The 24,566-nt window shown below is 61.3% G+C and carries 26 protein-coding genes; 16 read left to right on the top strand and 10 right to left on the bottom strand.

What is annotated here, in order from left to right:
- Positions 1-120: 120 nt before the first annotated feature.
- The 3 genes from TPEN_RS07735 to TPEN_RS07725 all read left to right on the top strand — a co-directional run bounded on the left by TPEN_RS07735 (position 121) and on the right by TPEN_RS07725 (position 2,859).
- Positions 121-1,503 (top strand): alpha-glucosidase/alpha-galactosidase, encoded by a 1,383-nt coding sequence (locus TPEN_RS07735; RefSeq protein ID WP_011753173.1) that lies wholly within the window; start codon positions 121-123, stop codon positions 1,501-1,503.
- 85 nt (positions 1,504-1,588) lie between these two features.
- The gene (locus TPEN_RS07730) at positions 1,589-1,951 is read left to right on the top strand and encodes a hypothetical protein (protein ID WP_052885296.1); all 363 of its coding nucleotides are present in this window, start codon (positions 1,589-1,591) and stop codon (positions 1,949-1,951) included.
- A 44-nt stretch (positions 1,952-1,995) separates the two neighbouring features.
- Positions 1,996-2,859 (top strand): winged helix-turn-helix domain-containing protein, encoded by an 864-nt coding sequence (locus tag TPEN_RS07725; RefSeq protein WP_052885295.1) that lies wholly within the window; start codon positions 1,996-1,998, stop codon positions 2,857-2,859.
- Here the strand turns inward: TPEN_RS07725 and TPEN_RS07720 are convergent.
- Together TPEN_RS07720 and TPEN_RS07715 are read right to left on the bottom strand one after the other, a co-directional pair.
- Entirely contained in the window at positions 2,842-3,333 is a 492-nt protein-coding gene (locus TPEN_RS07720) for a hydrogenase 3 maturation endopeptidase HyCI (protein WP_011753170.1), read from the bottom strand. The two genes, TPEN_RS07725 and TPEN_RS07720, sit on opposite strands and share 18 nt — an antisense overlap.
- A gap of 12 nt (positions 3,334-3,345) precedes the next feature.
- Entirely contained in the window at positions 3,346-4,779 is a 1,434-nt protein-coding gene (locus tag TPEN_RS07715; protein WP_052885294.1) for a tagaturonate epimerase family protein, read from the bottom strand.
- 149 nt (positions 4,780-4,928) lie between these two features.
- Here TPEN_RS07715 and TPEN_RS07710 point away from each other — a divergent pair, with 149 nt between their 5' ends.
- From TPEN_RS07710 to TPEN_RS07700, 3 genes are all read left to right on the top strand, one after another.
- Entirely contained in the window at positions 4,929-6,554 is a 1,626-nt protein-coding gene (locus TPEN_RS07710; protein ID WP_011753168.1) for a cytochrome ubiquinol oxidase subunit I, read from the top strand.
- Entirely contained in the window at positions 6,551-7,741 is a 1,191-nt protein-coding gene (locus tag TPEN_RS07705; RefSeq protein WP_011753167.1) for a cytochrome ubiquinol oxidase subunit I, read from the top strand. Before TPEN_RS07710 ends, TPEN_RS07705 begins: the two co-directional genes overlap by 4 nt.
- Positions 7,742-7,849: 108 nt before the next feature.
- Positions 7,850-8,095 carry a hypothetical protein gene (locus tag TPEN_RS07700; protein WP_011753166.1) on the top strand — a complete coding sequence of 82 codons (246 nt, stop codon included), beginning with the start codon at positions 7,850-7,852 and terminating at the stop codon, positions 8,093-8,095.
- Here the strand turns inward: TPEN_RS07700 and TPEN_RS07695 are convergent.
- Together TPEN_RS07695 and TPEN_RS07690 are read right to left on the bottom strand one after the other, a co-directional pair.
- Positions 8,083-8,358 carry a TIGR00304 family membrane protein gene (locus TPEN_RS07695; RefSeq protein WP_011753165.1) on the bottom strand — a complete coding sequence of 92 codons (276 nt, stop codon included), beginning with the start codon at positions 8,356-8,358 and terminating at the stop codon, positions 8,083-8,085. The two genes, TPEN_RS07700 and TPEN_RS07695, sit on opposite strands and share 13 nt — an antisense overlap.
- Positions 8,355-8,633: a TIGR00304 family membrane protein gene (locus tag TPEN_RS07690; protein WP_011753164.1), complete on the bottom strand. Its 279-nt coding sequence runs from the start codon at positions 8,631-8,633 to the stop codon at positions 8,355-8,357. Before TPEN_RS07690 ends, TPEN_RS07695 begins: the two co-directional genes overlap by 4 nt.
- Before the next feature lie 135 nt (positions 8,634-8,768).
- On the opposite strand from TPEN_RS07690, the gene TPEN_RS07685 reads away from it, so the two are divergent.
- Positions 8,769-9,257 (top strand): PaREP1 family protein, encoded by a 489-nt coding sequence (locus TPEN_RS07685; RefSeq protein WP_011753163.1) that lies wholly within the window; start codon positions 8,769-8,771, stop codon positions 9,255-9,257.
- On the opposite strand, the gene TPEN_RS07680 is transcribed toward TPEN_RS07685, so the two are convergent.
- Together TPEN_RS07680 and TPEN_RS07675 are read right to left on the bottom strand one after the other, a co-directional pair.
- Positions 9,254-9,502, bottom strand: coding sequence for a hypothetical protein (locus TPEN_RS07680; RefSeq protein WP_011753162.1), 249 nt, complete (start codon positions 9,500-9,502; stop codon positions 9,254-9,256). The two genes, TPEN_RS07685 and TPEN_RS07680, sit on opposite strands and share 4 nt — an antisense overlap.
- 99 nt (positions 9,503-9,601) lie before the next feature.
- Entirely contained in the window at positions 9,602-10,000 is a 399-nt protein-coding gene (locus tag TPEN_RS07675; RefSeq protein ID WP_011753161.1) for a winged helix-turn-helix domain-containing protein, read from the bottom strand.
- Between the two features lie 115 nt (positions 10,001-10,115).
- Here TPEN_RS07675 and TPEN_RS07670 point away from each other — a divergent pair, with 115 nt between their 5' ends.
- The 4 genes from TPEN_RS07670 (at position 10,116) to TPEN_RS07655 (ending at position 14,565) form a co-directional block, all read left to right on the top strand.
- Entirely contained in the window at positions 10,116-12,164 is a 2,049-nt protein-coding gene (locus TPEN_RS07670; RefSeq protein WP_011753160.1) for a beta-propeller domain-containing protein, read from the top strand.
- A 138-nt stretch (positions 12,165-12,302) separates the two neighbouring features.
- Entirely contained in the window at positions 12,303-13,616 is a 1,314-nt protein-coding gene (locus TPEN_RS07665) for a C69 family dipeptidase (RefSeq protein ID WP_011753159.1), read from the top strand.
- An 86-nt stretch (positions 13,617-13,702) separates the two neighbouring features.
- On the top strand, positions 13,703-13,999 hold the full coding sequence (locus TPEN_RS07660; protein WP_245534162.1) for a hypothetical protein: 297 nt from the start codon (positions 13,703-13,705) through the stop codon (positions 13,997-13,999).
- A 287-nt stretch (positions 14,000-14,286) separates the two neighbouring features.
- Positions 14,287-14,565: an AbrB/MazE/SpoVT family DNA-binding domain-containing protein gene (locus tag TPEN_RS07655; protein WP_245534161.1), complete on the top strand. Its 279-nt coding sequence runs from the start codon at positions 14,287-14,289 to the stop codon at positions 14,563-14,565.
- Positions 14,566-14,591: 26 nt separating this feature from the next.
- Here the strand turns inward: TPEN_RS07655 and TPEN_RS07650 are convergent, their stop codons facing one another.
- Entirely contained in the window at positions 14,592-16,697 is a 2,106-nt protein-coding gene (locus TPEN_RS07650; RefSeq protein WP_011753156.1) for a glycoside hydrolase family 3 C-terminal domain-containing protein, read from the bottom strand.
- Between the two features lie 109 nt (positions 16,698-16,806).
- Here TPEN_RS07650 and TPEN_RS07645 point away from each other — a divergent pair, with 109 nt between their 5' ends.
- Positions 16,807-17,493: a metal-dependent hydrolase gene (locus TPEN_RS07645; protein ID WP_011753155.1), complete on the top strand. Its 687-nt coding sequence runs from the start codon at positions 16,807-16,809 to the stop codon at positions 17,491-17,493.
- A gap of 86 nt (positions 17,494-17,579) precedes the next feature.
- On the opposite strand, the gene TPEN_RS07640 is transcribed toward TPEN_RS07645, so the two are convergent.
- The gene (locus tag TPEN_RS07640; RefSeq protein ID WP_011753154.1) at positions 17,580-18,227 is read right to left on the bottom strand and encodes a mechanosensitive ion channel domain-containing protein; all 648 of its coding nucleotides are present in this window, start codon (positions 18,225-18,227) and stop codon (positions 17,580-17,582) included.
- Positions 18,228-18,319: 92 nt separating this feature from the next.
- Here TPEN_RS07640 and TPEN_RS07635 point away from each other — a divergent pair, with 92 nt between their 5' ends.
- Genes TPEN_RS07635 through TPEN_RS07620 form a run of 4 tightly spaced genes read left to right on the top strand, consistent with a single transcriptional unit; the run spans position 18,320 to position 21,791 of the window.
- Entirely contained in the window at positions 18,320-18,982 is a 663-nt protein-coding gene (locus tag TPEN_RS07635; protein ID WP_011753153.1) for a biotin transporter BioY, read from the top strand.
- A complete protein-coding gene (locus TPEN_RS07630; RefSeq protein WP_052885291.1) occupies positions 18,972-20,234 on the top strand; it encodes an ATP-binding cassette domain-containing protein in 1,263 nt (420 codons plus the stop codon). The genes TPEN_RS07635 and TPEN_RS07630 overlap by 11 nt, the downstream gene beginning before the upstream one ends.
- On the top strand, positions 20,218-20,841 hold the full coding sequence (locus TPEN_RS07625) for a hypothetical protein (RefSeq protein ID WP_011753151.1): 624 nt from the start codon (positions 20,218-20,220) through the stop codon (positions 20,839-20,841). The genes TPEN_RS07630 and TPEN_RS07625 overlap by 17 nt, the downstream gene beginning before the upstream one ends.
- A complete protein-coding gene (locus TPEN_RS07620) occupies positions 20,823-21,791 on the top strand; it encodes a biotin--[acetyl-CoA-carboxylase] ligase (protein ID WP_011753150.1) in 969 nt (322 codons plus the stop codon). Before TPEN_RS07625 ends, TPEN_RS07620 begins: the two co-directional genes overlap by 19 nt.
- Positions 21,792-21,804: 13 nt before the next feature.
- On the opposite strand, the gene TPEN_RS07615 is transcribed toward TPEN_RS07620, so the two are convergent.
- Positions 21,805-23,439 (bottom strand): ABC transporter permease, encoded by a 1,635-nt coding sequence (locus tag TPEN_RS07615; protein WP_011753149.1) that lies wholly within the window; start codon positions 23,437-23,439, stop codon positions 21,805-21,807.
- Positions 23,440-23,448: 9 nt separating this feature from the next.
- A complete protein-coding gene (locus tag TPEN_RS07610; RefSeq protein ID WP_011753148.1) occupies positions 23,449-24,525 on the bottom strand; it encodes an ABC transporter ATP-binding protein in 1,077 nt (358 codons plus the stop codon).
- Between the last annotated feature and the right edge of the window lie 41 nt (positions 24,526-24,566).

The raw sequence follows: 24,566 nt of genomic DNA, 5'->3' as shown, positions 1-24,566 counted from the left end.
GCCCCCGGCTACGCCTGCACCGCGGCCGCGAGTTTCCGCCGCCTCGGCGGGCTCCTCTCGCTGGTTTGTGCGCAGAGTAAATCTCGTTAGCTAAAAAAGCTTTTAAGAGTCGAGGGCTCTGTGTCGCGCGTGCCGAAAATAAAAATAAGCGTTATAGGCGCAGGTAGCGTTGCGTGGAGCTCTAAGCTCGTACACGACCTCCTGCACACGCCCTCCCTGTACGGTAGCGACGTGTACTTCATGGATATAAACGAGGAGAGGCTACGCATCCTCAGGGGTCTCGCGGAGAAGTACAAGTCGGAGGTCGGGGCGGAGTACAACTTCTTCTACACGACGGACAGGAAGGAGGCTGTGAGGGACTCGGACGTCGTGATAAACACGGCGATGTACGGTGGGCACAGGTACTACGAGCTTATGCGCGAGGTTAGCGAGAAGCACGGCTACTACCGGGGCGTGAACAGCGTTGAGTGGAACATGGTGAGCGACTACCACACGATATGGGGCTACTACCAGTGGAAGCTCGCGATGGACATAGCGAGGGACGTCGAGGAGCTGGCGCCGGGCGCCTGGCTGATCCAGATGGCGAACCCCGTCTTCGAGCTTACAACACTGATTTCGCGGGAGACGAGGGTCAAGGTCGTAGGGCTGTGCCACGGGCACCTGGGCTACAAGGAGATAGCGCAGACGATAGGGCTCGACCCGGCGAGGGTGGGCTTCGAGGCTATAGGCTTCAACCACGTGATATGGCTGACGAAGTTCACCTACGACGGGGAGGACGCGTACCCGCTCATAGACAGGTGGGTAGAGGAGAAGGCGGAGCAGTACTGGTCGCAGTGGAGGATGAGGCAGGTAAACCCCTTCGACATACAGATGTCCCCTGCGGCTGTCGACATGTACAGGCGCTACGGGCTCTTCCCGGTAGGCGACACCGTCAGAGGAGGTACCTGGAAGTACCACTCGAGCCTCAAGACGAAGCAGTACTGGTACGGCCCTACGGGCGGCCCCGACAGCGAGATAGGCTGGGCTCTCTACACCGCGCACCAGGAGTACTGGCTGGCAACGCTGGCCCAGGCGGCCTCCGACCCGAGGATACCGGTCTCCTCCCTCTTCCCGCAGACCAGGACCGAGGAGAGTGTCGTCCCGCTAATCGAGAGCCTCATGCTCGACAAGCCGGGCGAGTACCAGGTCAACGTGCTCAACGGCAACGCGATAGAAGGCATACCCAGCAACGTGGCAGTCGAGGTGCCGGCCAGGGTGGACGCCCGCGGTATACACCCGAAGACCGGGCTGAGGCTACCGAGGAAGATACTCTCGCTCGTCATGCAGCCCAGGCTGCTCCGCGCGGAGATGGCGATAGCCGCCTTCCTGGAGGGCGGGAGGCAGTTCCTTATAGACTGGCTCATGCTGGACCCGAGGACGAGGAGCGAGGAGCAGGCAGAGAAGGTTTGGGAGGAGATACTATCGCTACCCGGGAACGAGGAGATGAAGAGGCACTACAGCTAGCACGCCGAGAGCCGCGGGTACCGTTTAGCCCGGAGAACGAACTAAAATGCTTAAATATTGTTTTTCGGCTTTTCTGCGAGCACGTATGCTGGTGCCGACGCTCTCGGGCCTAGTAGCCGTTCTCACGTCCGCGGTGCTGAGGCTCGCGAAAGGGAAGCCCTCGAGCGAGGACGAGTGGAGCGCCTTCGCGGCGGGGATAGTCCTCGCGTTCATAGATGGCTTCATGATTGCGTATTTGGTGCCCTTCTTCCCGTACTTCGCGTCGAAGTTCCTCTTCCACGTCTACCTCTACACGTTGCTAGCCTCCCTGACCGCCGTCCTCTACGCCATGTACAAGGCGGTGACAGACCTCAGGGTCTACGCGGCGGCATCGATACCCTGGATCCTCGTGATACTGCTCGTAGCCGTCGCCAAAGCCACTGGTTCGCCCACGATATTCCTCGTATAGCGCTAGCTTTATTTACGCCGGGATGAGTCGTGAAGAGCAGGACCATGGAGAAAAGAGCTTTCCTGGCGTTGCTGCTACTGCTCAGCTCTCTCTACGTCGCCGGGCTTTACCGCTCGGAGGCCCAGCCGCCCGCGCTCGTCGTCCTAAGCGGGTCGGCTACCCTTAAGAGCTCGTCTTCGAGCAACGGGACGCACCTCTACGTGCTCTCGGTGAGGGTTCCGCCCCTCTCGAAGCTGTCCGAAGAGACCATTGCGTGCGTCTACAACGCCGGGATAGCCTCCGCGAAGGCCTCTCTCGGCGTGGTGGAGGTTCGGGGCGGCGGGGACTACGCGTGCCTGACCTACACCTTCGACAATAGGGGGCTCGGCTACGTCGAGGATACAGTGTCCCTGGTAGTGGTGGAGCCTCCCCGCGCCGCATCCCCGCCCGTAGCCGAGGTAGCGGTTGCCGTGGCGGCGGTCGCCGCTACCTCTTACCTCACGCTAACCGAGAGCGGCAGGCAGAAGCTGTTCGCAGCTCTCTCAGCGCCGGTAGCCTACTACGTGGCGAAGCGCGAGGACGTGCTGAGGAGCGAGAAAAGGGTGAGGATACTGGAGTACCTGAAGCAGAACCCCGGGGCGAGTATGCGCAGGATCTCCAGGGAGACGGGCGTAAGCTTCGGGGAGGTTCAGTGGCACCTCTCCATACTCGAGCGCCTAGGCTACGTCCAGAGGGTTAGAATCGGGAAGTACACCGTGTACTACCCGACGGGGGTTCCCGCGGAGCGCTGGCTAGCCTGCTTCGCGGAGAGGGAGCTCGGGCTGAAGGTTAAGCCTGGTGCGTTAGAGAAGGCTCTTCCAAGCCTCGAAGAGTACCTTGCCTTCAGGCAGATCCCCCTGGAAGCGTTGCGGTCAGCGCTGGGCTCCTAGCCTCCCCAGGGCTTCCAGCAGTGCCTCCGCCAGCCTGCGCGCAGACTCGGCGACTGGGCGCGAAACTCCCTGCGATACCTCGAGGTTCTGCACCTGTATGCCGAGCACGTAGACCTCCTCGAGCCCCAGGTACTCCGCCACAAGCCTCAAGGGTAGCTTGTGCGTCGAGGGGAGAGCCTCGTAGGCGGCGTCGAGCCTCGACAGCACGATGCTTCCCGGCTCCAGCCCTGCGTCGACCGCGTCCACGATGAGCGCTACCTTTACGCCCGCCCGGCGAAGCTCGTGTAGGCAGTTCTCTAGCCCCTCCTCGCACACGAAGACGTAGGGGTACTCGGCCGAGGCTTTTACGCGCGCCCCTACTAGGAGGCCTGCGGCGTCGTCGCCGCGCAGGTAGTTCCCCAGGAAGACGAGGGCCGGCCTCCTCCGGAGTATCTCCTCGACGGCGCTTTTGAGCACCTCGGGCAACGTCGCCACGCCTCTCCCCCGCTACGCGTACACGACCCTGTACCTGTAGGCGTTACCCGCGTAGCCGAGCTGGGAGGCTAGCCTCTCGACGAGCCCCCGTAGCTCTTTCTCGTACCTTTCCCGTAGCCCGGGGTTTTCGCGGTAGTGCTCCACGAGCCTCTCCCTAAGCCTCCTGGCGCCCCCCTCGTCCCTCAAGGCCTGGAAGACGTAGAAGTAGTGCCGAAAGACGTCAGCCCTGGGGTCGAACCTGTCCTGCGCCGCCTCGTAGCGCTTGAGCAAAGTCTCTAGCTCGGGGGAGTAGAGGCTAGCCTTCGCCTTGACGACCCACCTTAGGTGCTCGACCACCTCGCTGTATATCTCCTCGTAGAGCCTCCTCGTCTCAGAGCCCGGCGGGTAGGAAGCCATCACCTCGAGCAGGAGCTGTACGAGCACGCCCGACATCTTGTACTTCACCGCGCCCCCCGTAGCCCTCCCCACGACCCCCCAGACCCCGAAGCCCTTGTCCGAGTAGGGGTGGCTACCGCTACCCGAGTGTATCGAGAGGTAGGCGTTCATGGACGAGACCACCGCGTGGAGGTTCCTCAGCCTCTCGTAGAGCGCGTGGAGATCCCCCGAGTAGTCCTCCCGCTTCCGGAACCCCACGTTCGGGGCGATGAAGTCCACTCTTAGCCCCCGCCGCAACAGCTCGGACAAGTAGAAGAAGACTTCCCTGGCCTCGCTGACCCCGGGAGTCTCGTCAAACGCGACCTCAAAGCCTAGCTCGACGCCCATCGCCTCCCTAGCGGCCCGGTATATCCTCTCGGCGTAATCGAGGCTCCTTCTGTACTTCACGGCGAGCCTCGCCACGTCCTCCCTAGAGAGCCTCACGGCGACTACGCGGTCGCCGCCAAGGAAGTAGTGCACCCCCTCGTACCTCTCCTCCAGCGCTCTCCTCTCATCCCCGTCGAAAACCTCCTCGTAAGCCGCCGCCACCTCCTCCGCGCCCACCTTATCGTACGAGTAGTCTATGAGCTCGCACGTATCTATGGTGACGAAGTCCACGCCTCCCGCCTCGGCGGCCTCCCTGAGCTCCCTCTCCACGTACCCAATAGACCAGGATACTTCCTCCTCGCTCAGCGGCTCCTCCACGGGGACGCCGGCTATCTTCTTCAATGCTCTCTCCACGCTGCCCAGTATGGAGACGTGGTCGGCCTCTACCTCCACGGGTACGGAGAGAGCCTTCGAGTACTCCTTCACGCTTCGTATAAAGCCCCCTATGCTCGTACCGGTGTGCCCGAAGTAGAAGAGCCTGGGGTCGCTAGACTCGATGTACTCGGCGGGCGCGGTCTCCCTGTTGAAGGAAAGCATGAGCGACCCGGTCATTCCGAGGCTCTTGAAGGCGCTCAGCAGGGGAGGGGCTACGACCTCGGGTATCCTGATACCGAAGCCGGGCCTCGGAATTTTCCCCAAGTACACGTGTAGCAATGCGCCCCTAGGCTTAAAAGGTTTCTACCTTTGCGGGTAGGCTTTTTCCTCGAAGAGGTGAACGTTTAGAGTTCAGAAAGTAAACCAAAGATTTTTATTACGATTACTTCATAATTTTGTTGAATGAAAAAGGTGAGCGCATGAACCTTTTAGAGCAGTGGTTGAGCTACCCTGCTGCGATCGACAGAATTCTATCGATAATAGGCATAGAGATCCACTGGTTCATCCTCCAGTACGTACTCGGGCTACCGCTGGTAATCCTCGTCGCCCTCTTAGCCTACAAGAGGACTGCTAACGAGAGCTGGCTCAAGCTCGCCAGGACATCGGCGAAGGCCCTCGGACTAGTGTTCGCCGTGGGAGCAGCTAGCGGTACGGCTTCGGAGTTCGGGCTCCTCGTGATATGGCCGAACCTTTTGGAGGCCGCCGGGAGGTACATCTACTTCCCGCTCTACGTAGAGATATTCGCCTTCCTAACGGAGATAACCTTCATCTACCTGCTGGTCTTCGGCTGGGGCAAGCTATCCCTTAACGGCAGGATAGCGGTAGCCTTCCTGGCGCTTCTCGGCGCCTGGCTGAGCGGAGCGATGATTATGAGCGTGAATAGCTACATGGTGGCTCCGACGGGGGTCTCGCCAGCCTTCAGCCAGGAAGCCGGCTGGCTCTACTCGCAGGGGTACCCCAAAATTCTCCTAGTAGTCCCGGAGCGGCTCGTAGACGCTCTGGACGTCGGGAAGCTCCAGTCGCTGGGTATGGAGGTCGTCGGGCGGGTAGGCGGGGGAGTCGCGGTGTACATGCCCTCGAGGATCGTAGCGCGCCTCGCCTACGAGGCGTGGGGAGGTAGAACCGTGGGGGAGAGCGTGCTGGCACTAGTGGTGAAGCCCGAGGCTCTTCCAAGCCTTAAAGCCACGCTGGTAAAAGACGTCGTAGACGCTGTGCTCACGGAGACTGTTAGAACCGTCGGCTACACTACAGTGACTTTCAAGTCCCCTGTCTTTGTTGGAAGCTTTCTGCACGCCGTCGGGGCGGCGCTCACAGTAACGGGCTTCACCATCGCGGGAGCCTACGCCCTCCTGTCCCTGCTCTCCAGAAGGGAGTCCAAGTACTACGCGGACGGCCTGCGCTTCGGGGTGGTATTCTCCCTGGTCGCCGTGGCCGTGCAAGGCGCCGTCTTCGGGCACGTTATAGGGACGGAGATAGCGAAGTACAACCCGGAGAAGCTCGCGGCGATGGAGGGTACGAGCAAGGCTGTGCTGAGCATCCCCAGGGCGCTCGGGATAGAGTCCTTGATGAAGGCGATAATATTCGGGAACCCCGGCGCCGCGATGCCTTCATACGACGAGATACCGGTCGACTACTGTAGGCTCGACAACCTGCCGCCGGTACAGGACTGCAGGCCGCCCTTGATCCTGCATTACCTCTACTACTCGAAGATAGGGCTCTCGTTGCTCCTAGGGCTACTCGCGCTAGCCGGGACGGTGCTTATCTACACGGGGAGGGCTCCGGGTAGGCTGACGCTGTACGGGTTTGCCGTGTCCCCCGTGATTGCCCACGCCGTTTCCTTCCTCGGGTGGGCTGTCAGGGAGATGGGCAGGAAGCCTTGGACGATATACGGCGTCATGACGGTCGACGTCGCGCACACGGCTAATCCGGCCGGCGCCGCCGAGTACGCGGTCGTAGCCTCGATCTTCCTAGGGGTGCTCGCCGCTCTCATCTACGCGTCTTGGAGGATCCTCCTCGCGCCCTCCCTGAGGGGTGGTGGTGAATGAACGCCCCCGTGCTCTTCATGGCGCTGGTATTCGGGGTACACATCGTTGCAGTGAATATAGGGATAGCGCTCTCGACGATAGTGCCGCTCCTCGTCAAGAGGTCTAGGGCGCTCGGTGACAAGGGGCTAGAAGGCGTGGCGCGCTCCTTGTTCAAAGTGTACGCGGCTACGTACGGGCTGGCGGGAGTCATGGGTACGGCGTTCACAGTTTTCCTGGCGAGCTTCTACCCAGAATTCGTCGGCGTAGCCGGGAACCTGACGATGGTACCATTCGGCATATCGATTGTATCCATTATGCTCCACTTCTTCGCCATAGTCGCGTTCTGGTACGGCTGGGACAGGTTCAGCCCGAAGGTCCACGAGGCCGTAGGCTGGCTACTAGCGGCCACAGCGTACACGATACCGCTAGGCTTCAGGGCTGTCTTCGCTTTTCTCAACACGCCCGCGGGGCTCGTTCTCGGGGAGAAGCCGAGCCTCAACGTAGTTCAGGCGCTTCTCAACCCGACGTTCCCGCCGCTCTACCTTAAAAGCGTGGTAGGCGCCCTCGTTGCTGGCTTCCTCTTCGTAGCGGCGGTACTGGCGTTCAAGGGGCTTAGGACAGCCTTGACGGACGCTGAGAGGGGGTTGTACGTCTTCAGCCTCCGCTACGCCTCGATGCTTCTCTTCGCGATGATGTTCCTAGGCGCCTGGTACGCAGTCTCCCTAGTGAACGTCCCTGTGAAGTTCAACAATATCTTCGCCCCGCTGGGCGCCTCGCTACCAGCACCTACAACGTCTAACTACGCCTGGCTCTTCCTCGTGAAGATGGTTCTCGTAGCTGTGCAGGGCGCCGCACTGCTACTGGTGCTGCTCCCGCGCGGCAAGGGAGAAAGCCTCCTAGAATCCCCGGCGGGCTACAAGGCAACCATAACCGCGGCAGTAGCGGCTGCCCTAACCGTGCTTACAGGGGAATACCTCAACGCCTTCAGCCAGTACCCGTTCTTCGTAGCTAACGCTCCCCTTATAGCCGACAAGCTCCCGGAACCCTACAGGACCATCCTCACGCGAGCGTTAAACCTTGAAAATGTCAGCCCACTAGCCCAGGATCCGGCGCTCTACGCGGCAACAGTGCTGGGCGTGCTCGTGCTCTTCGCGGCAGCCGGGTACATGATCTACGTGGTCTTCTTCAAGAAGGGAGGCGAGGAGTAAGGCTTTTTTCTCTCTCTCCTCGGTACGGCGCGCGGAGCAGTTAGAGGGGGTCTTGTACGCTATCTTTATAGCTCCCACTGTTATCTAAGCGTCGAGGGTAGGTGGGCGTTGGCTAGGAGGATGGCCCTGAGGAAGCTCCTAGGATACCTCGAGAAGTGCGAGCTCATCTCCGACGAGGAGCTCATGGAGATAGAGGACAGGCTGAGCAGGGGCGAGGACGTTCTCGAGATGGGCATAAGGGTTCTGGGGTACGACGAGAAGAAGGAGGACTACGTAGTCGAGGTAGAGGACCTCGAGGGCCTTCTATCCGAGAACGGCTACAACCCCGACTACGTGAGGTATCAGGAGGAGTAGCCCTTCGGGCGTAGCCACAGCCACGCGAGTACAGCTAAGGCTACGAGGGCCGTCAGGGCTACCGCGAGGAGGGCGAGCACAAGCCCGGCGGAGGAGCCGTACCCGAAGCATAGCGGCACGAAGCCTATGACTACGCAGCCCGCGAACCCCACGGACGCCGGCGACGCGATAAACGAGTAGGCGGCGAGGGCTAGGATCGACGCTACAGCTAGCAGGAAGCCGAGCGCTACGAGCGAAAAACCGAGCTCCTCCAGCTTCCTCACCTGGGAGCCACCCCTCTCAGGAAGTTGAGGAGGATCAGCAGGAACACGGAGAGGAACATTATGGCTATGGCGAGGTAGGCGACCTTCCTGGCGGCCTCGGGGCTAGACCCGAAGATAACCGGTATGGGTCCGACGACGAGCACTCCTCCCGCCTCGACTTTCGACTCTCCGGGGGAGCCTCTGAGGGCCGAGAGGGCTACCAGTATGAAGCCAACGAGGACAAGCACTACGCTCGCCGCTACTAGGGCGATCAAAACCTGGAAGACGGCGTCCATAGCCACCACCGCCCACTTTAGAAAGAAGGCTTAACAGTATAAATTTTCAGCGATGGAAGCCAGACTTAGAGGGGGTTGAGGCGCGTGCTTGTATGCGCTAAGCATAAGTACTTAGCGCGGGTATAAGAGGTAGCAATGTCCGAGACGGTCGTTTTACCGAGAGCAGTGGTCGAGGAAATCGCGAAGAGGGCGTCGGCGCTCGGTGTCAGCACAGACGAGTACCTCGCTGACTCCGTGCTTAGGTTCCTCGACCCGGAGGTTGCCTCCGAGAAGTACCTCGAAGCCTCCCTCCGGTTGCTTCAGCAGGCTAGGGAGGAGCTCAGCAAGGGTGACCTCAGGCAGGCGGGTGAGAAGGTCTGGGGGGCTTGCGCTCTCGCCATTAAGGCCTATGCTTTGGCCACGGAGGGGAGAAGGCTGGAGTCGCACGCGGAGCTGTGGGTATACAAGGATCGGGTAGCGAGGAGGCTCGGCGGCTGGGTTAGGGTTGCGTTCATGCTTGCGAGCTCCATGCACGTTAACTTCTACGAGGGCTTGGCCACCAGGGAGGACGTTGAGGACGCATTGCGGGAGGTCGAAAGGCTGGTAAAGGCTGTGGCTGAAGCGCTGAGGAACCTGCAACGCTAGCCTCTGTTTACGCGCGACCTGTAAGCTCTTACGATCTCCTCTACTGCTTCCTGTATCGTTAGGGCGTTCAGCTCGATGCCTGCCTTGCGTAGCTCGTAGCACAACTGGACTATCTGCGGCGGCTTTATGGCGGCCTTTCTGAGAACGTCGAGCGCCGTGAGTACCTCCCGGGTGTTTCCGTCGAGCACCTTCTCCCCGTTCGCCATGAGTATCGTTCTCCGCGCAGTCTCCGCCGCGAACCTCATATCGTGGGTTATTACAATAACCGTATAAAGTTCTCTTATTCAGCCTCTCGACAAGGTCACGTGCTTCTAGCTTGAGTGGAAGTTCCTTATCGAACGCTTTCACCTAGCCCTGAGGTATTCGTGGAGGAATGCTAGCCCGCTGAGTAGCGAGGCGAGGATTGCGGCGGCGCGGTCTGGGTTCAGCTCTCCGCCCTGTAGCGTTAGCAGAGCTTCCCCGGCCGAGAGGCCGAGGAAGAACGCCGAGTAGAGCAGGAGCCTGTGGAAAGCCCTGCTACCTATGAACACGTAGTCCTTGAGCTTTATACGCTTAGCCACGGTGTAGCCGTCCTCCCCCTTCTTCACGAGCCCCAGGTCCTCCAAGCGGTTCAAGTGGTAGTGAACGGTGCTCGGGGGTAGCCCGAGCTCCCGCGCAAGCTCCCGCACCCCCATTTCCCCTGACTGGAGTAACTCCAGGTATATTCTCAGGGCTGTCCCAGACAGCTCCGGCTCACCGGACATACATGTACACAGCGCGCGTACGAATATGAACTTACAGCTGTACGGCGGCCTGAACGGTGTTGTTCGAAGAGCAGAGTGATAAGGGTGCCCGGCGTAGAAATCGCGGTGAAAAGCCTTGGATAGGAGGATGCTCGTAGCCGTAGTGTTGCTAGCCCTTATCGGCGCGCTCACACCCTTCGCGCTCTACGTAGCGCTGGGGCCCCGCGCGGCCCCCACGGCTGAGACTGGCGCCCGGGGCCAGCGGCTCCTCGAGTTCTACCCGCTGGGTGGCGAGACGTTCGCGTCCCTGAAGGAAATCCTGGACTTCGCGGAGTCCAGGTTGAAGGCACTGGAAACAGCTCGGGCCTACACGGCGGGCGCCGTGCTCCCCACCGAAGCTACGCGGGCGGCAACCGCGGAGGTATCGAAGACGAACGTCCAGGTAGTCGGGGTGGACGAGCCGGACATCGTGAAGGCAGGTAGCGGGGTAATAGCTGTAGCGAGGGGGTCGGAGGTCTACATCGTGGGGATCGCCGAGAGAAAGGTTCTCGGCAAGATCTCAGCTGGGTCCCAGGTTTTCGGCCTCTTCCTGGAGGGGTCTAGGCTCGCCGTGATAACGTCGACGCCACTGATCAGACCCCTCGTAGTCCTCCCGGGAGCCGGGAGTCCCCCCTACCTGGGCGGCGTTGCCAACACGACGCTCCTGGTGTACTCTATCGAGGATCCGTCTAGCCCCAGGCTTCTGTACTCCTCTTCGGTGTCTGGCTACCCGCTCGGCGCGCGCATGCTGGGCGGCGTGGTGTACATCCTCACGTCCGCGCCCCTAGAGGTAAAGCTCCCGCTGGTAGACGGCGAGCCCATACCGCCAGGCTCGGTCGCGAAGATAGACCCGTCGGCATCCTGGTACCTGGTGCTCCTCTGCATGGACCTCTCCACGGGGAAGCACTCGGCGTACGCGTTCACCTCAGCCCCGAGTAGCTGGATCTACATGGGCGAGAACAGGCTCTACGTCGCGTCCTACCCATCAGTATACGAGGAGGCCCTCAAAGAGTTCCTGGAAGCTGTGTCCAAGCGCCTACCCGGCGGCGTCTCCGGCAGGGTCTCCGGGCTGGCTTTTCAAGGGTTGCTCGGCGAAGCTCTCAACGCGCTGGAGGACTACCTATCCTCGGTGAGCTACGATGTAGCGAGGGATATTCTGGAGAAGGCTGCAGCAGAGGTCCCGCCGATACCGGACAAGACGATCTTCAAGGTCTTCGCCGTCAGCGGGCTGAAGGTCAGCTACCGGGGCTCCGTCGAGGTACCCGGGAGGGTTCTCGACCAGTTCTCGATGGAGGAGCTCGGCGGCTACTTCGTCGTAGCCACGACCTCGGGGGAGTGGAGGGTGAGAGCCTCGATTGCGAAGACGCTCATTACGCCCCCGAGCCCCCCAAGCCGCAACGTAACGGTGGAGGTTTGTAGCGGTGGCTCGTGCCGCGAAATCGTCGTGCCGATCACAGTGCAACCCACCTCGCTACGCGCCGGCAGGCCTATAGTCTACGTGGGCGTGGAGCCCGCGGCGGACACCTCTAACAACGTTTTCTCCGTAAGCCTAGAGGACCTGAAGGTCAAGGGCAACCTCACCGGGCTAGCCCCCGGCGAGAGAGTCTACGCCTCGAGGCTCGTCGGGAGCACGATGTACCTAGTTACCTACAGGCAGGTCGACCCGCTCTTCGCAGTGGACCTCTCGGACCCGTCCAGCCCGCGCGTTCTCGGCTACGTGAAGGCTCCCGGCTTCAGCGAGTACCTACACCCCGTCACCGGCAAGCTACTCCTAGGGGTGGGCTTCACAGACGATAGGAGGCTCAAGGTATCCCTCTTCGACGTCTCCGACCCGAAGGCTATAAGGGAGGCCTCCACGGTCACTATCGCCGCCTCGTCCCCCGTAACGTCCGACCACCACGCGTTCAGCTTCGACCCGAGCAACGGGAGGGCGTACATACCCGTCAGCCTCTGGTACACGGGGTCCGGCGGCGTAATGGTGGTCGAAGTCAAGAATGGGAGGCTCTCCTTCGTGAAGCTACTGGAGCACCCGGGCGCCCTGAGGACAGTGTACACTCCAGACGAGGTATTCACGGTGTCGCAGGCATCCGTCAATGTGTACTCCTCCAGCACCCTTGAGAAAGTAGGCGAAATACCCCTCGACTAGTTCCTTTTCGTGCGGAAGAAGCGCCCTGCCTGTCGCGAAGCCTAGCTTCCCTCACGACTCGTTACTCGGCGCGTCTTCTACCGAAGCCGACCTTGATGCGACGCAAAAAGATATTAGGTTTCCGCGGCTTCTACTTTTGTGTGCGATACTCTGGTTGCCCTGAGGGGGGCGACGAGGGACGGAGTAACGATCTTCGCGAAGAACAGTGACCGCGAGCCGAACGAGGCCCAGGTGCTCGAGTTCGTCCCGAGGATGCGGCACACGGAGGAAAGGGTGCGCGTTACGTACGTGGAGGTTGAACAGGTAGACGAGACCTACGCCGTCCTCATATCGAGGCCTTTCTGGATGTGGGGAGCGGAGATGGGCGTCAACGAGTTCGGGGTGGCGGTTGGCAACGAGGCTGTGTTTACCCGCGGGGGCTACTCGAAGACGGGGCTGACGGGCATGGATCTCGTGAGGCTCGCGCTCGAGAGGTCTAGGACTGCGCGGGAAGCCTTGAAGTGGATAACCTCCCTGCTCGAGGAGTACGGGCAGGGCGGTAACTGTAGCTACTTCAGGAAGATGTTCTACAACAACTCCTTCCTGGTGGCGGATCCCCGGGAGGCGTGGGTGCTGGAGACTGTGGGACGCGAGTGGGTCGCTGAGCGCGTAGAGAGCGTTAGGTCGATTTCGAACGCGCTCACCATAGGCGAGAGGTGGGACTCCTCCTCGCCGGGGCTCGAGGAAGCCGCCAGGAGGCTGGGTTGCCGCTCCCCGGTGAACTTCAGGGAGTGCTTCTCCGACTTCCTCTACACGAGGGTCTCGAAGGGCAGGGAGAGGCACAGGTACACGCAGGGAGAGCTGGAGAAGGCTGTCGGGAAGATAGACTTTTTCTTCGTGGCGAGCCTCCTCAGGCGCCACTCCAGGGAGCCGTACGAGCCGTCGAGGGGGTCCAACGCGGATATATGCATGCATGCCGGGGGCCTCACGAGGCCTTCCCAGACGGCGGCTTCCATGATAGCGCTGCTATACGAGGAGGCGCCGGTAGCGTTCGTCACGGGGACCTCGACGCCGTGTATAAGCGCGTACAAGCCGGTCTTCCTCTCGGCGGGGCTCCCGGACCTCGGGCCTAAGCCTTCCCACGTCTTCGACGGGGGCGCGAGCTACTGGTGGAAGCATGAGCTTCTCAGCAGGAAGCTCCTCTGCGGGTACTCCAGGTACGCCGGCGTCGTGGCGCGGGAGATGGAGAGGGTGGAGAGGAAGTACTTCGAGAAAGCCATGGAGGCGAGGACGGGCTACCTCAAGGGGCTCGTAGGCGCCGAGGAGCTCAGGAGGATAACCGCGGAGGCTTTCCGCGAAGCGGCGGAAGTCGAGGAGAGGCTAGCCGCGGAGGTGAAGGCTTCCAGGTGCCTTAACCCGCTCTACGCGCTCTACTGGCGAAGGATTAACAGAGAAGCCTCCTTGACGGCCTAGCCGGAGAGCATAAAGCACAGCTCTACGCGAAAGTTTAAAGCTAGTAGTCCTGGGACTAGACGAGGGGGCTTTGCTGAGTGAATGCATTGTTCGAAGATTCTGGGAAGGCTCTTAAAGCGGCGCGGAGGGAGCTGGACGAGTACAGGAAGACCGGGGATTCCATGAAGCTTAGGCAGGCGGCTGAAAAGGGCTGGCTGGCCATTAACAAGGCTGTCGAGGAATTTCTCAAAACACTCGGCGTTGAAGCAAAGACCTATAGGGAGAAGAGGGATGCCTTGAAGAAGCTGGGGCTCAACACGCTGAGAGATAGGTTCATGGCCAGGGAGAAGGGGGTTACACATAGACTGCTTCTACGACGGGCTGTGCGACGAGGAGTTCGTTGAGTACGAGCTCGGGAAAGTCGAGGAGACAATCAAGGAGCTTGAGAGCATCGTGAAAGAGCGCGTGGGACAAGCTTAGCCTACACTCGGACCGAAACCGGGAAGTCATTGTAGTGGAACCCTCCCGGCCAGCCTATCTGCGCGCGAGAACAGCCAGGCGCGTTAAGCTCCTAGGTGTGGCTGAAGGGAGAGAAAACGGCAAGCGAAAGCTGAAGGAAACGGACGCCTGGCTCTTCCTTTAGGAAGGGCAAATATAAATAATCGTGGGCCGTGTGAAAATTGTGGGCAAGATGGCCAAAGTAGTAGTGGTGGACGCGGAGGGCAGGGTGGTCATCCCCAAGGAGGTTCGGGAGAGGCTGGGGCTAGCCGAGGGTAGCAGGCTGTTGCTCGTTGAGCTGAGCGACGACACCATAGCCCTGAGGAAGCTGGACGCCAGGAAGATCCTGGAGGCGATAGCTAGGGAGGTGAGGGAGAAGAGGGTGAACCTGGAGAAAATAGAGCGCGAAGTGGAGGAGGAGGCTGACAGAGTCGCATCGAGGAGGATCGAAGAGATGCTTGCTGGGCACTAGTGTATCCAGGACTTTTACCGGGATTTTCAGGGCGCGAATCTCAGCTCCTGCTTTACCTCGAAGTGCTCAGTAAGCCTGATGTCCCTCGAAGACGAGCCCACTCTGACTTCGTACTCGCCCGGCTCGACTACCCATACCTTCTCGCGCTCGTCGAAGCTGGCTAGGTCCCTCAGGCTAACCCTCAGCTTTATCCTCTCCGCCTCCCCGGGTTCCAGTAGCCTCGTCTTCCTGAATGCCTTCAGCTCTTGGAACGGCTTGTCGATCCTGCCCCGAGGGGCCCGCACGTAGACCTGCGCTACCTCCTTGCCCGGGCGGCTCCCAGCGTTCACGACTTCGAAGGACACCTTGAGGGCTCCGCGCGACAAGGCGACGCGGAGACCCCTGTACTCGAACTTCGTGTAGCTGAGCCCGTACCCGAACTCGTAGGCTGGCTCCACGCCGAAGGTATCGTAGTAGCGGTAGCCGACGTAGACCCCCTCGCAGTACACGACTCTGCGGGGATCCTCCACGGGTAGCCCCGGGTAGCACTCGGGCGCCTTCGCCGCCGGGACGTCCGTCCAGTCCCGCGGCCACGTCATAGGGAGCTTCCCGGACGGGTTTACTCTGCCTGCCAGCACGTCTGCTACCACCCTGCCGGCCTCCTGCCCCGGTAGCCAGACTACGAGGATCGCGTCGACGAGGTCCCTCCAGCTCGCAACCTCGATTGGGCCGCACACGTTGAGCACGACTACCACCTTCTTACCCCGCCCGCGGAACTCCCGCGATACGAGCCTCAGCAACCTTTCCTCGCTCTCCGTGAGGTAGAAGTCGCCCCTAACCGGGCGCCTGTCCCACCCCTCCCCGGAGACCCTGTAGAGCACGACCACCGCCGCGTCGTTCCTCTCGGCGAACCTAGCCGCGTCGCCCTCGCTGACGATGTCCTGGGGTAGCGGGTCCGCGTACACCTCGTCGAGGTAGAGCTTCTCGAGGAACTCCTCCCCCCTCGCTTCGCGCACGTAGCGCTCGTAGATCGAGGAGAGCTCCTCGTCGACCAGCAACCCCCCGCTCTTCAACCCCTCCAGTACCGTGACCACGTACCTCGGGTGCGTGTGACCACTCCCCATCCCGCCCTTCAGCGTCTCAACCTGCCCCGTCCCGAATAAAGCCACCCTGGCGCCGGGGCCCAGGGGTAGCGCTCCCTCGTTCTTGAGGAGCACGACCCCCTCGGATGCCGCCTCGTAGGCTACCCTAGCGTGCCCATCTAGGTCCGGCGCGCCTCTAGGCCTGTAGCCCCTGTACGTTAGCGACTTCCTCACAAGCCTGAGAACCCTCTCCGCGGAGGCTTCGAGAGCCTCTAGCCGCAGCCTGCCGCTCCTAGCGGCCTCCAAGAGCTTCTCGACGGCCTCGTCGCTCCCGGGCATTATCAGGTCGTTCCCAGCGTTGACCTGCTCCACCGAGTCGTCCCCGGCCCCCCAGTCCGTCATCACTACCCCGTCGAACCCCCATTCCTCTCTGAGCACCCTGGTTAGGAGCCACTCGTTCTGGGAGGAGTACTTCCCGTTGAGCTTGTTGTAGGAGCTCATCACGCACCACGGCTTAGCCTTCTTCACCGCTATCTCGAAGGGCTTGAGGTAGATCTCGCGGAGAGCCCTCTCGGAGACCACGGTGTCTATAACCGTCCTGTTAGTCTCCTGGTCGTTAGCCGCGAAGTGCTTCAACGTCGCACCGACGCCCACGGACTGCACGCCCCTAACGTACGCGGCCGCCATCTCCCCGCTGAGAAGAGGGTCTTCGCTGAAGTACTCGAAGTTCCTGCCGCACAGCGGGTGCCTGTGCATGTTCACCCCGGGAGCCAAGAGCACGTCCACGCCGTAAGCCCTGCACTCCTCTCCTATAGCCCTGCCCACCCTCTCCACGACCTCGGGGTTCCACGTCGCAGCCAGCATTGTCGGCACCGGGAAGGCTGTCGCAAACCACCTGCGCCCCCCGCTAGGCTCAACCCTGAGCCCAGAGGGGCCGTCGGCAGTCACTATGGACGGTACCCTGACGGGCCGCGTCTCCCCGGCGGCTCCCGGTAGGCGCCTGGAAGAGCCCCAGCCGACGACGAGGCTAGCCTTTTCCTCGAGCGAGAGCCCAGGGCCCCTTCCCCTCACAAGCCCCCTTGGCGCGCGTAGCAGGCTAGACACGTGTAGGTAACGCGGAGCCCGTATTTGTCCCTACCGTTGCGCAAAGTTTTTGCGGGTCTGCGGAGGTTTAGGAGGCGTGGCGAGGCTCAGGTACCTTGGGCACGCGGCCTTCGACGTCGAGCTCGAGGGGTTCGACGGGAGGAAGAGGAGGATCCTGCTTGACCCCTGGCTCGAGAACCCCCTCAGCCCGGTGAAGCCCTCCGACTATAGGGGAGCGAGGGTCGACTACATCTTCGTGACGCACGACCACGGAGACCACCTGGGCAACGCGGTGGAGCTAGCAAGGGCTACGGGCGCCAAGGTTGTAGCGGTGTACGAGCTGGCGGAGGAGCTGTCCAAGGAGGGCGTCCAGGCTGTCGGCGCCAACATAGGCGGGCCCCTGGCGCTGGAGGGCATCCAGGCTGTCTTCACGCCCGCTCTCCACAGCTCTTCGAAGGGCGCACCGACGGGCGTCGTTGTGCGCGGCAGGGATACCGCGGTGTACCACGCCGGGGACACGGGGCTCTTCGGGGACATGCGGCTGATCGGGGAGCTCTACGCGCCCGACGTAGCGCTTCTACCGATAGGCGGGCACTTCACGATGGGCGTAGTTGAGGCGCTGAAAGCCGTCGAGTTGCTAAGACCGAGGCTGGCGATACCGATGCACTACAACACCTTCCCCGAGATAAGGGCAGACCCCGAAAAGTTCAAGGAGCTAGTCGAGGCGACAACGCGCACCAAGGTCGTAGTCCTAAAGCCTGGAGACTACGTGGAGTACCCGTAACCGTACTGGCACGTCGAGCTTTAAAAAAGGTTTTTCCCGGCAGGCCTTCGGGGCCTACTTTCTCTATTCGCGTACCTGGGCGCTGGCTAGGCCTCCGCCCTTTGGAGCACGTAGATCTTCGACCCTATAACCATGTTATTGGGGATGAGCGCGAGGCTCCCGTCGCTCTTCCTTATAACCGTGAAGAGGGTGGATATGTCCTCGACTACTCCCTCCTCCCCGGCCACGTTAACCCTGTCGCCTATCCTTATGGGCCTTACTATCAGCGTGAAGAGGCCGGCGAGGGCCTGCCCCAGGACTTGCTGCGAGGCGAATCCTACCACCATCCCGATGAAGCCTCCGAGAGCGACGCCTGCCGCCCCACCCGCTGTCCCGCCGGCTATGCCGGCCAGTAGCGCGCCTATACCCAGTATGGTGAAGAGGCTCCTAACAGCGGCCGCGGTTGGGTGGGGGTACTTCGCGCGGAGCGTCCAGTAAACAGTGTCCGCGAAGGCCCTGATTATCATGTAGCCGAAGAACAGGCTGAGTCCTATCGATATGTAGGTAGCGTAGGCGTCTATGACGGGCTTAGCTAGGGGGAAGAAGTACGGTACAGCGGTGAACACAGTTGCAGTTACAACCACGTAGGTAACGATCCACAAAGCTAGCTTTTGGAGACTCTTCCTCACGTTGGTAGCTACGCTACTCACAGCTAAAACCTTCCAGTAGGCTTCAATAACGTGATCCGACACCATTGACCGTAGTACCGTCGTCGTACGAGCTTTTGGAAACAGTTTCCATATGTTTTGGAGAGATTTATTAGAGAGGCCTTAGAAACTGTTTCACAATGGGCACGGCAAGCGTTCCGGCTGTACGTGCTAGGTACACCAGGATGGGGCTCGTCGCGCTCGCCGCGGCTCTCATGTGTGCCTTTGCCCAGGTGAGCTTCAAGGTCGGCCCCGTACCGTACACTATGCAGAACGCGGGGGTCGTGCTTGCAGGGCTACTCCTAGACCCGGCGGACGCGGCTACCTCCATGCTCGTCTACCTTCTACTCATAGCTCTCGGGGCCCCTGTAGCGGCGGGGCTTAGGGGAGGCCTAGCGGTCCTGCTCGGGTATACGGGCGGCTACCTCCTGGGCTTTGTGCCGTCGGCTTTCCTCATGTCCGTACTCTCAAGGCTCTACCTCAGGGGTAGGGGGTTGGACTCCGCGAACCGCCGGGACCTACTAGTCCTCCTTGCTCTCTCCGCAGTCGCCGTCACGCCAACGTACCTGCTGGGCTTCCTAGTCTTCTCGCTCTACGCTGTGCCGGGATCCAAGCTGTACGCGTGGGCCTCCGGCGTGGCGGGCTGGCTGGGGCTCGGCGGCGCGCCTGGCTGGCTCGTGCTGTTCGTAGCCTCGGTCGCTGTCTTTGTGCCGCAGGACTTGTTGATGGACCACGTGGTAGCCGTGCTCGCCGCCAGGGAGGTCGCGAGGCTCTTGAAGGCGAGGGGTATACGTGTCGGGTAGGGCTGTGAGCGTTGAAGGGCTATCCGTGTCCGTGGGGGGTAAGAGTATACTCGAGGGCTTGAGCTTCGAGGTGGAGGAGGGGGAGCTCGCCGTAGTAACGGGGCCTACCGGTAGCGGAAAGACGACGCTCCTCAAAGTCCTCGCTGGGGTGATACCCGGGCTCTACGACTCCTACAGGGTTACGGGTAGCGTGAAGGTGTACGGCCTCGACCCGCTGGAGGCAGCCGGGAGGGGGCTAGTCGCCTACGTACCCCAGGACCCCCACTACTACTTCCTCGGGGTAACGGTAGGCGAGGAGGTCGCCCTCGCCGGTGGCGTAGCGGGCTTCGCGGAGCACCTGCTCCGGTACCCGTCGCGCAGGATCGACGAGCTCTCCGACGGTGAGCTCTACAGGCTCCTGGCGGCGACCGCCCTCTCCGGCGGCGCCAAGTTGTTACTCCTAGACGAGCCTACAGCCCGCGTCGACCCGTGGGGCCTCGGCGAGGTTCTGGAAACACTCTCGGAGCTCGGCGAGGAGAGAGGCCTAACCACGCTACTCGTAGAGCACAGAGTGGACCTCGTGAAGAGCTATGCCAGCAGGGTGATAACACTCGGCGACGCGCGTGCCGGCGCAACGCCGCCCGCGAGGGTTGCCGGCAGGGCCGGGGCGAGGGTAAAGGTCTACGCGGACAAGCTCGCCTACGCCTACGAGAGGGGGAGGCCCGTGCTCCGCGGTGCCTCGCTGAGGGTGCGGGAGGGGGAGTGCGTCGCCGTGACGGGTAGGAACGGCTCCGGCAAGACGACGTTGCTGAAGATACTGGCAGGCATCCTGAAGCCCTCAGCCGGCACTCTGCTCGTCGAGAAGCCAGTCTTCCTCGTACCCGCCGCGCCGCTCTACTGGTACTCCTCCGCCAGCGTCGAGGAGGAGGTCGAGCTCTTCGCGGAGGCCTGGGGGTTTAGGGGCGACGTCGGCGAAGTGTTGGAGCTCTTCGACCTCGAGAGGCTCGGCGGCAGGAACCCCTACGAGCTCAGCGCCGGGGAGTCGCGGAGGCTCTCGCTCGCGCTAGCGTACGTCTCCCGCGCGGAGACGCTCCTCCTCGATGAGCCGACCCTTGGGCTCGACGCGCCATCCAAGCGGGCCTTGCTCGAAATGCTGGAGGAGTTCGCCTCTAGGGGTTCCAGCGTGGTTGTCGCTACGCACGACCTCGCGTTCGCGAGCCTACTGGACAGGGTGCTGGAGCTCAGGGGAGGCGTCCTTGAGGAAGTTGAGTAGGTTGCTCTGTGAGGTAACCGCGCCCGGCGCGGGCAGGGTCAGGCTTAGCCCAGCCGTAGCCCTAGCCGCTGCTTTCTCGGGGTCTCTGGCCGCGCTCCTAGCCCCAGCCGCCTCGCTACCCCTGGTGCTCGCGGCTTCAGCGCTCCTCTCCTTGACCGTCGCCGGCGCGCGCAGAACGGCCGCGGCGATACTGCTCTCCGCGCCCTTCCTCGGCTTCTACGCCGTCTCTTCTACGGCCGCCCAGCTACTGCTGGGCTTCTTCGACCCCCTCTACGCCGCCTCCACGCTGGCGAGACACCTCTCGGTCGTCCTCCTCTCCTACACCGCCTTCTCCGCGGTGAGCGTGGCGGACCTTTTGAGGCTCGTAGGCAGGCTGAGCCCGGGGCTCGCCGCGGAGCTGGCCCTGGCGTACAAGCTGGCTTACACCGCTAGCCTAACGCTGAGGCAACTCGGCGAGCTCTACGGCGTTAACCTCGGGGGCCGGAGGGCGAGGAGGCTTGTAGCCCTCTCGAAGAGCCTGACCTACCTGACGGCCCTGCACACGCTATATATGCTGGAAGCGCTCTATACCAGGAGGGTGGTCGCGGGGTGGACGGCAAGGAGCTGAGGCGCAGAGTGTTGGAGGTACTGGCTAGGAGGGGTGGCTACGTGAGGGGCGGCGAGCTCGCGGAGAAGCTGGGAGTATCCAAGGTAGCCATTCACAGGGCGATCGTAGGCCTGAGGAAGATGGGCTACGTCGTGGAGTCGCACCCGCGCAGGGGCTACAGGCTCGTCTCCTCCGACAACCTCGCAGACGCGAACGCCGTCGTCGCAGGTGCCGGGAGGACCCTCAGGTACACCGCGTACTACGTCAAGACGTGCGGGTCCACGCAGGACGTTGCCGACGCGCTGGCATCCCAGGGGGCGGAGGAGGGGACGGTGGTCGTCGCGGAGTCCATGACTAGCGGCAGGGGGCGCCTCGGGAGGAGGTGGTTCGCCGGCCCCGGGGGCCTCTGGTTCACGGTGATCCTGCGCCCCCAGCAAATGAAGCACCTCCAGCTACTCTCCCTAGCCGCGGGGCTCTCCGTAGCCAAGTCTGTGAGGGGGCTTTACGGGATAGACGCTAGGCTCAAGTGGCCCAACGACGTGGTCGTAGGCGAGAGGAAGCTCTGCGGCATCCTGGTGGAGGGCAAGGCGGAGGCGGACGCGCTGAAGTACCTCCTGCTAGGCGTGGGTGTGAACGTGAACAACGAGGTCCCGGAGGGGCTGGAGGGCGTGGCTACGAGCATCAAGGAGATACTGGGGCACCCCGTGCCGAGGCTCCCCCTGCTCAAGGCGATACTCGCGGGGCTAGACGGGTACTACGCGGCGCTCAAGCGGGGGGAGCCCGGCAGGGTGGTAGAGGAGTGGAAGACGCTCTCCTCAACGCTCGGGAGGCGCGTAAGGGTATCGATCGTGGGCGGCGGCGTGGTGGAGGGGGTAGCCGTGGACGTTACGAGCAGGGGGGAGCTCGTCGTGCAGAAAGACACGGGGGGAAGGGTCACCGTAGACGCCGGCGACGTGGAGCACCTGAGGTGAAAGCCTCGGGGCTCTACCTCTTCTTGGAGGCGAGCGTCATGGCGACCGTGGCTAGCGCTATGGACACTACGAAGAGCACCACGGCGTAGGCGGCGGACACCGGGAACTGGCCGGCCGTTATCTGGATGAACATCTGTATCGTAACGGTCTCCCAGCCGGGCTTGTAGAGGAAGAGCGACGCTGTGAGCTCGTTCACTATCTCTATGAAGGAGAAGAGAGTGCCCGCCAGTATCCCGTAGATTGCGTTGGGCATTACTATCTTGAAGAACGTTCCGAGAGGCTTTTCCCCGAATACGTACGCCGCCTCCTCCAAGGATCTCCTTATCGTTACGTACGTAGCGTAGGCATAGCGGATAGTGTAGGTTATTCTCCGCGTGGCGAGCATTAAGGGCATTATTAGCCACGTGGAGCCCAGAACCCCCATTACCGGTATGTCCTTCCTGAACGCGAAGAGGAAGCTTGTTCCAACGACTATCCCGGGAACCACGAACATCATTGAGAGAGCCGAGTCTATGACTTCGTTTAGCGGGTGGTTCGTCCTCGTCACGACGTAGGCTCCGAACATTCCAACAAGGAGGCATATAGCAGTCCCTATCGCCGCGTAGATCGCCGTGTTCACGAACGGCGTCGGGCTATGGAATATCGTGGCGAAGTTCTCGAGCGAGTAGCTCGTGGGAAGCGGGGTAAGGCTCCACGCTTTCGAAAGGCTTATCACGAAGACGAAAACGTGGGGAAGGAGCCCCACGAAAAGCGCTAGGTAGATGAGCAAGGGTACTAGCACTCTGCGCACCCCCCTCAGCTCCACCTCTTCTACGGGCCTGGGGAGCCTTAGGCTGGCGTACTCCCTGAGGGAAATGTACTTCTTCATGGCTAGGAACAGCCCGATGACTATTACGAGCATGAAGAAGACCATGTACGTCCCGGTTCTCACCCTTGACTCGTCGATTGCCTGCTGGATGTTTACGAAGGCCTGGGGTGCTAGTAGCTCGTACTGGCCGAGGACTATCGGGGTAGCGTAGTCGGTGAACGCGAAGGAGAAGACCATGAAGAGACCCGTCATAAGCCCGGGAGTCACCGCTGGGAGGGTTACCGTGAAGAACCTCCTTATCGGCGGGGCTCCGAGGGACTCCGCCGCCTCCTCCAGGCTCCTGTCCAGCTTCAGCAGGCTATTGTACACGTTTATAGCTATCCACGGGAAAAGCGTAATCGTTTGTACGAGGATGACGCCGTGAAGACCGTAGATGAAGTTTATGGGTCTCTCGATCAGCCCCCACTCCATTAACAGTAGGTTTACCGTTCCGAACCTTCCGAGCAGGAAGATGACCGATAGGGCGCCCACGAATGGTGGAACCATCGTCGGCATAAACGTTGCCGAGAGGACGTAGTTTTTCCCGAGGACTTTGTACCTGTGTAACGCGTAGGCGTAAGGCACGCCTATCAGCGTGGCTAACAGCGTGGTTACAAGCGCGACGTAGAGGCTGTTTTTAAGCGAGGATAGAAAAAGGTCGCTCTCCAGGAAGGCTACTACTTCGCTCAGGCTCCTAGGGGAAACTACGAAGAGTACGAGGTACGCGAGGGGGTACAGGATGAAAACGGCTACGTACAGGAGGATTAAGAGCCTGGCTACCGAGGTGAAGCTTACGCGCATAGACGGCACCTACCCCTTGAGAACCCTGATATTCCCGGGGTCCACTCTTAGGTACACCTTCTCTCCGGGGCTGAAGAGCCCGGCGCGGGCGGGGTTGTGTATCTCTGCCCTGATCCTCTTCCCTCCTACCTCCACGTCTACCCTCAACAGGCTCCCGAGGAACTGCACCGAGTCCACTCTCCCCTCTAGGAGCCCCGCGCTCCCGCCGCGCGGCGCTCTGAGTATCTCCACGTTCTCGGGTCTGAACGCGAGGTAAACCTCTTCTCCCTTCGAAGCCTTCTCGTCCGCAGAGACGTGTAGCTCCCCGATTTCCGACTCTACGACGAGCTCCCCGGTGTCCGGGGCTACCTCGGCAACCTTTCCTTTCACGATGTTTACCTGCCCAACGAAGTCCGCCACAAAGAGCGTTCTAGGCCTATAGTAGATGTCTAGGGGCGACCCTACCTGCTCTATGAAACCTTTGTTCATAACCGCTATCCTGTCGGATATGACGAGGGCCTCTTCCTGGTCGTGGGTAACGTAGATAGACGTGATCTTGAGCTCTTTCTGAAGCTTCCTGATCTCCGTCCTGACGTTAATCCTGATCTTGGCGTCGAGGTTGCTCAGCGGCTCGTCCAAGAGCAACACGCTGGGGTTTATGACGACAGCCCGCGCGAGCGCTACGCGTTGCTGTTGCCCGCCGCTCAGCTGGTGCGGGTAGCGGTCCAGTAGATCCTCAATGCCCAGCAGAGACGCGACCCTATGGACGCGCTCGTCTATCTCGTCCTTGGGGATCTTCCTTAAGCGTAGTCCGTAGGCAATGTTGTCGTAGACCTTCAAGTGAGGCCACAGCGCGTAGTCTTGGAAGACTAGCCCAACGTTCCTCTCCCAAGGGTTCTTCTCCGTAACGTCCTCCGAGTCGAAGTACACTCTTCCACGCGTAGGCCGGTAAAGCCCACTTATGACTCTCAGCAACGTCGTCTTACCACAACCGCTGGGGCCGAGCAGGGTTACGAGTTCTCCCTCCGCGACCTCCAGGTTAACTCCTCTAAGGGCTTCAACCTTCCCAAAAGTCATCCACACGTCTTCGACTTTAACGGAGACCAACGTCGATCCCCTCGTGAAAAACATGGATCAAAAAATAGTTT

This window comes from Thermofilum pendens Hrk 5, assembly GCF_000015225.1.
Taxonomy (GTDB): Archaea; Thermoproteota; Thermoprotei; order Thermofilales; family Thermofilaceae; genus Thermofilum; species Thermofilum pendens.
The sequence above is the reverse complement of the archived record's forward strand: the minus strand, read 5'-3'. Positions and strand labels throughout refer to the sequence as shown.

Coding starts and splice junctions, on each gene's coding strand:
- TPEN_RS07730 (WP_052885296.1), top strand. CDS start 1,589: ATGCTGGTGCCGACGCTCTCGGGCCTAGTAGCCGTTCTCACGTCCGCG.
- TPEN_RS07725 (WP_052885295.1), top strand. CDS start 1,996: ATGGAGAAAAGAGCTTTCCTGGCGTTGCTGCTACTGCTCAGCTCTCTC.
- TPEN_RS07710 (WP_011753168.1), top strand. CDS start 4,929: ATGAACCTTTTAGAGCAGTGGTTGAGCTACCCTGCTGCGATCGACAGA.
- TPEN_RS07705 (WP_011753167.1), top strand. CDS start 6,551: ATGAACGCCCCCGTGCTCTTCATGGCGCTGGTATTCGGGGTACACATC.
- TPEN_RS07690 (WP_011753164.1), bottom strand. CDS start 8,633: ATGGACGCCGTCTTCCAGGTTTTGATCGCCCTAGTAGCGGCGAGCGTA.
- TPEN_RS07685 (WP_011753163.1), top strand. CDS start 8,769: ATGTCCGAGACGGTCGTTTTACCGAGAGCAGTGGTCGAGGAAATCGCG.
- TPEN_RS07680 (WP_011753162.1), bottom strand. CDS start 9,502: ATGAGGTTCGCGGCGGAGACTGCGCGGAGAACGATACTCATGGCGAAC.
- TPEN_RS07675 (WP_011753161.1), bottom strand. CDS start 10,000: ATGTCCGGTGAGCCGGAGCTGTCTGGGACAGCCCTGAGAATATACCTG.
- TPEN_RS07655 (WP_245534161.1), top strand. CDS start 14,287: ATGGCCAAAGTAGTAGTGGTGGACGCGGAGGGCAGGGTGGTCATCCCC.
- TPEN_RS07640 (WP_011753154.1), bottom strand. CDS start 18,227: ATGGTGTCGGATCACGTTATTGAAGCCTACTGGAAGGTTTTAGCTGTG.
- TPEN_RS07635 (WP_011753153.1), top strand. CDS start 18,320: ATGGGCACGGCAAGCGTTCCGGCTGTACGTGCTAGGTACACCAGGATG.
- TPEN_RS07615 (WP_011753149.1), bottom strand. CDS start 23,439: ATGCGCGTAAGCTTCACCTCGGTAGCCAGGCTCTTAATCCTCCTGTAC.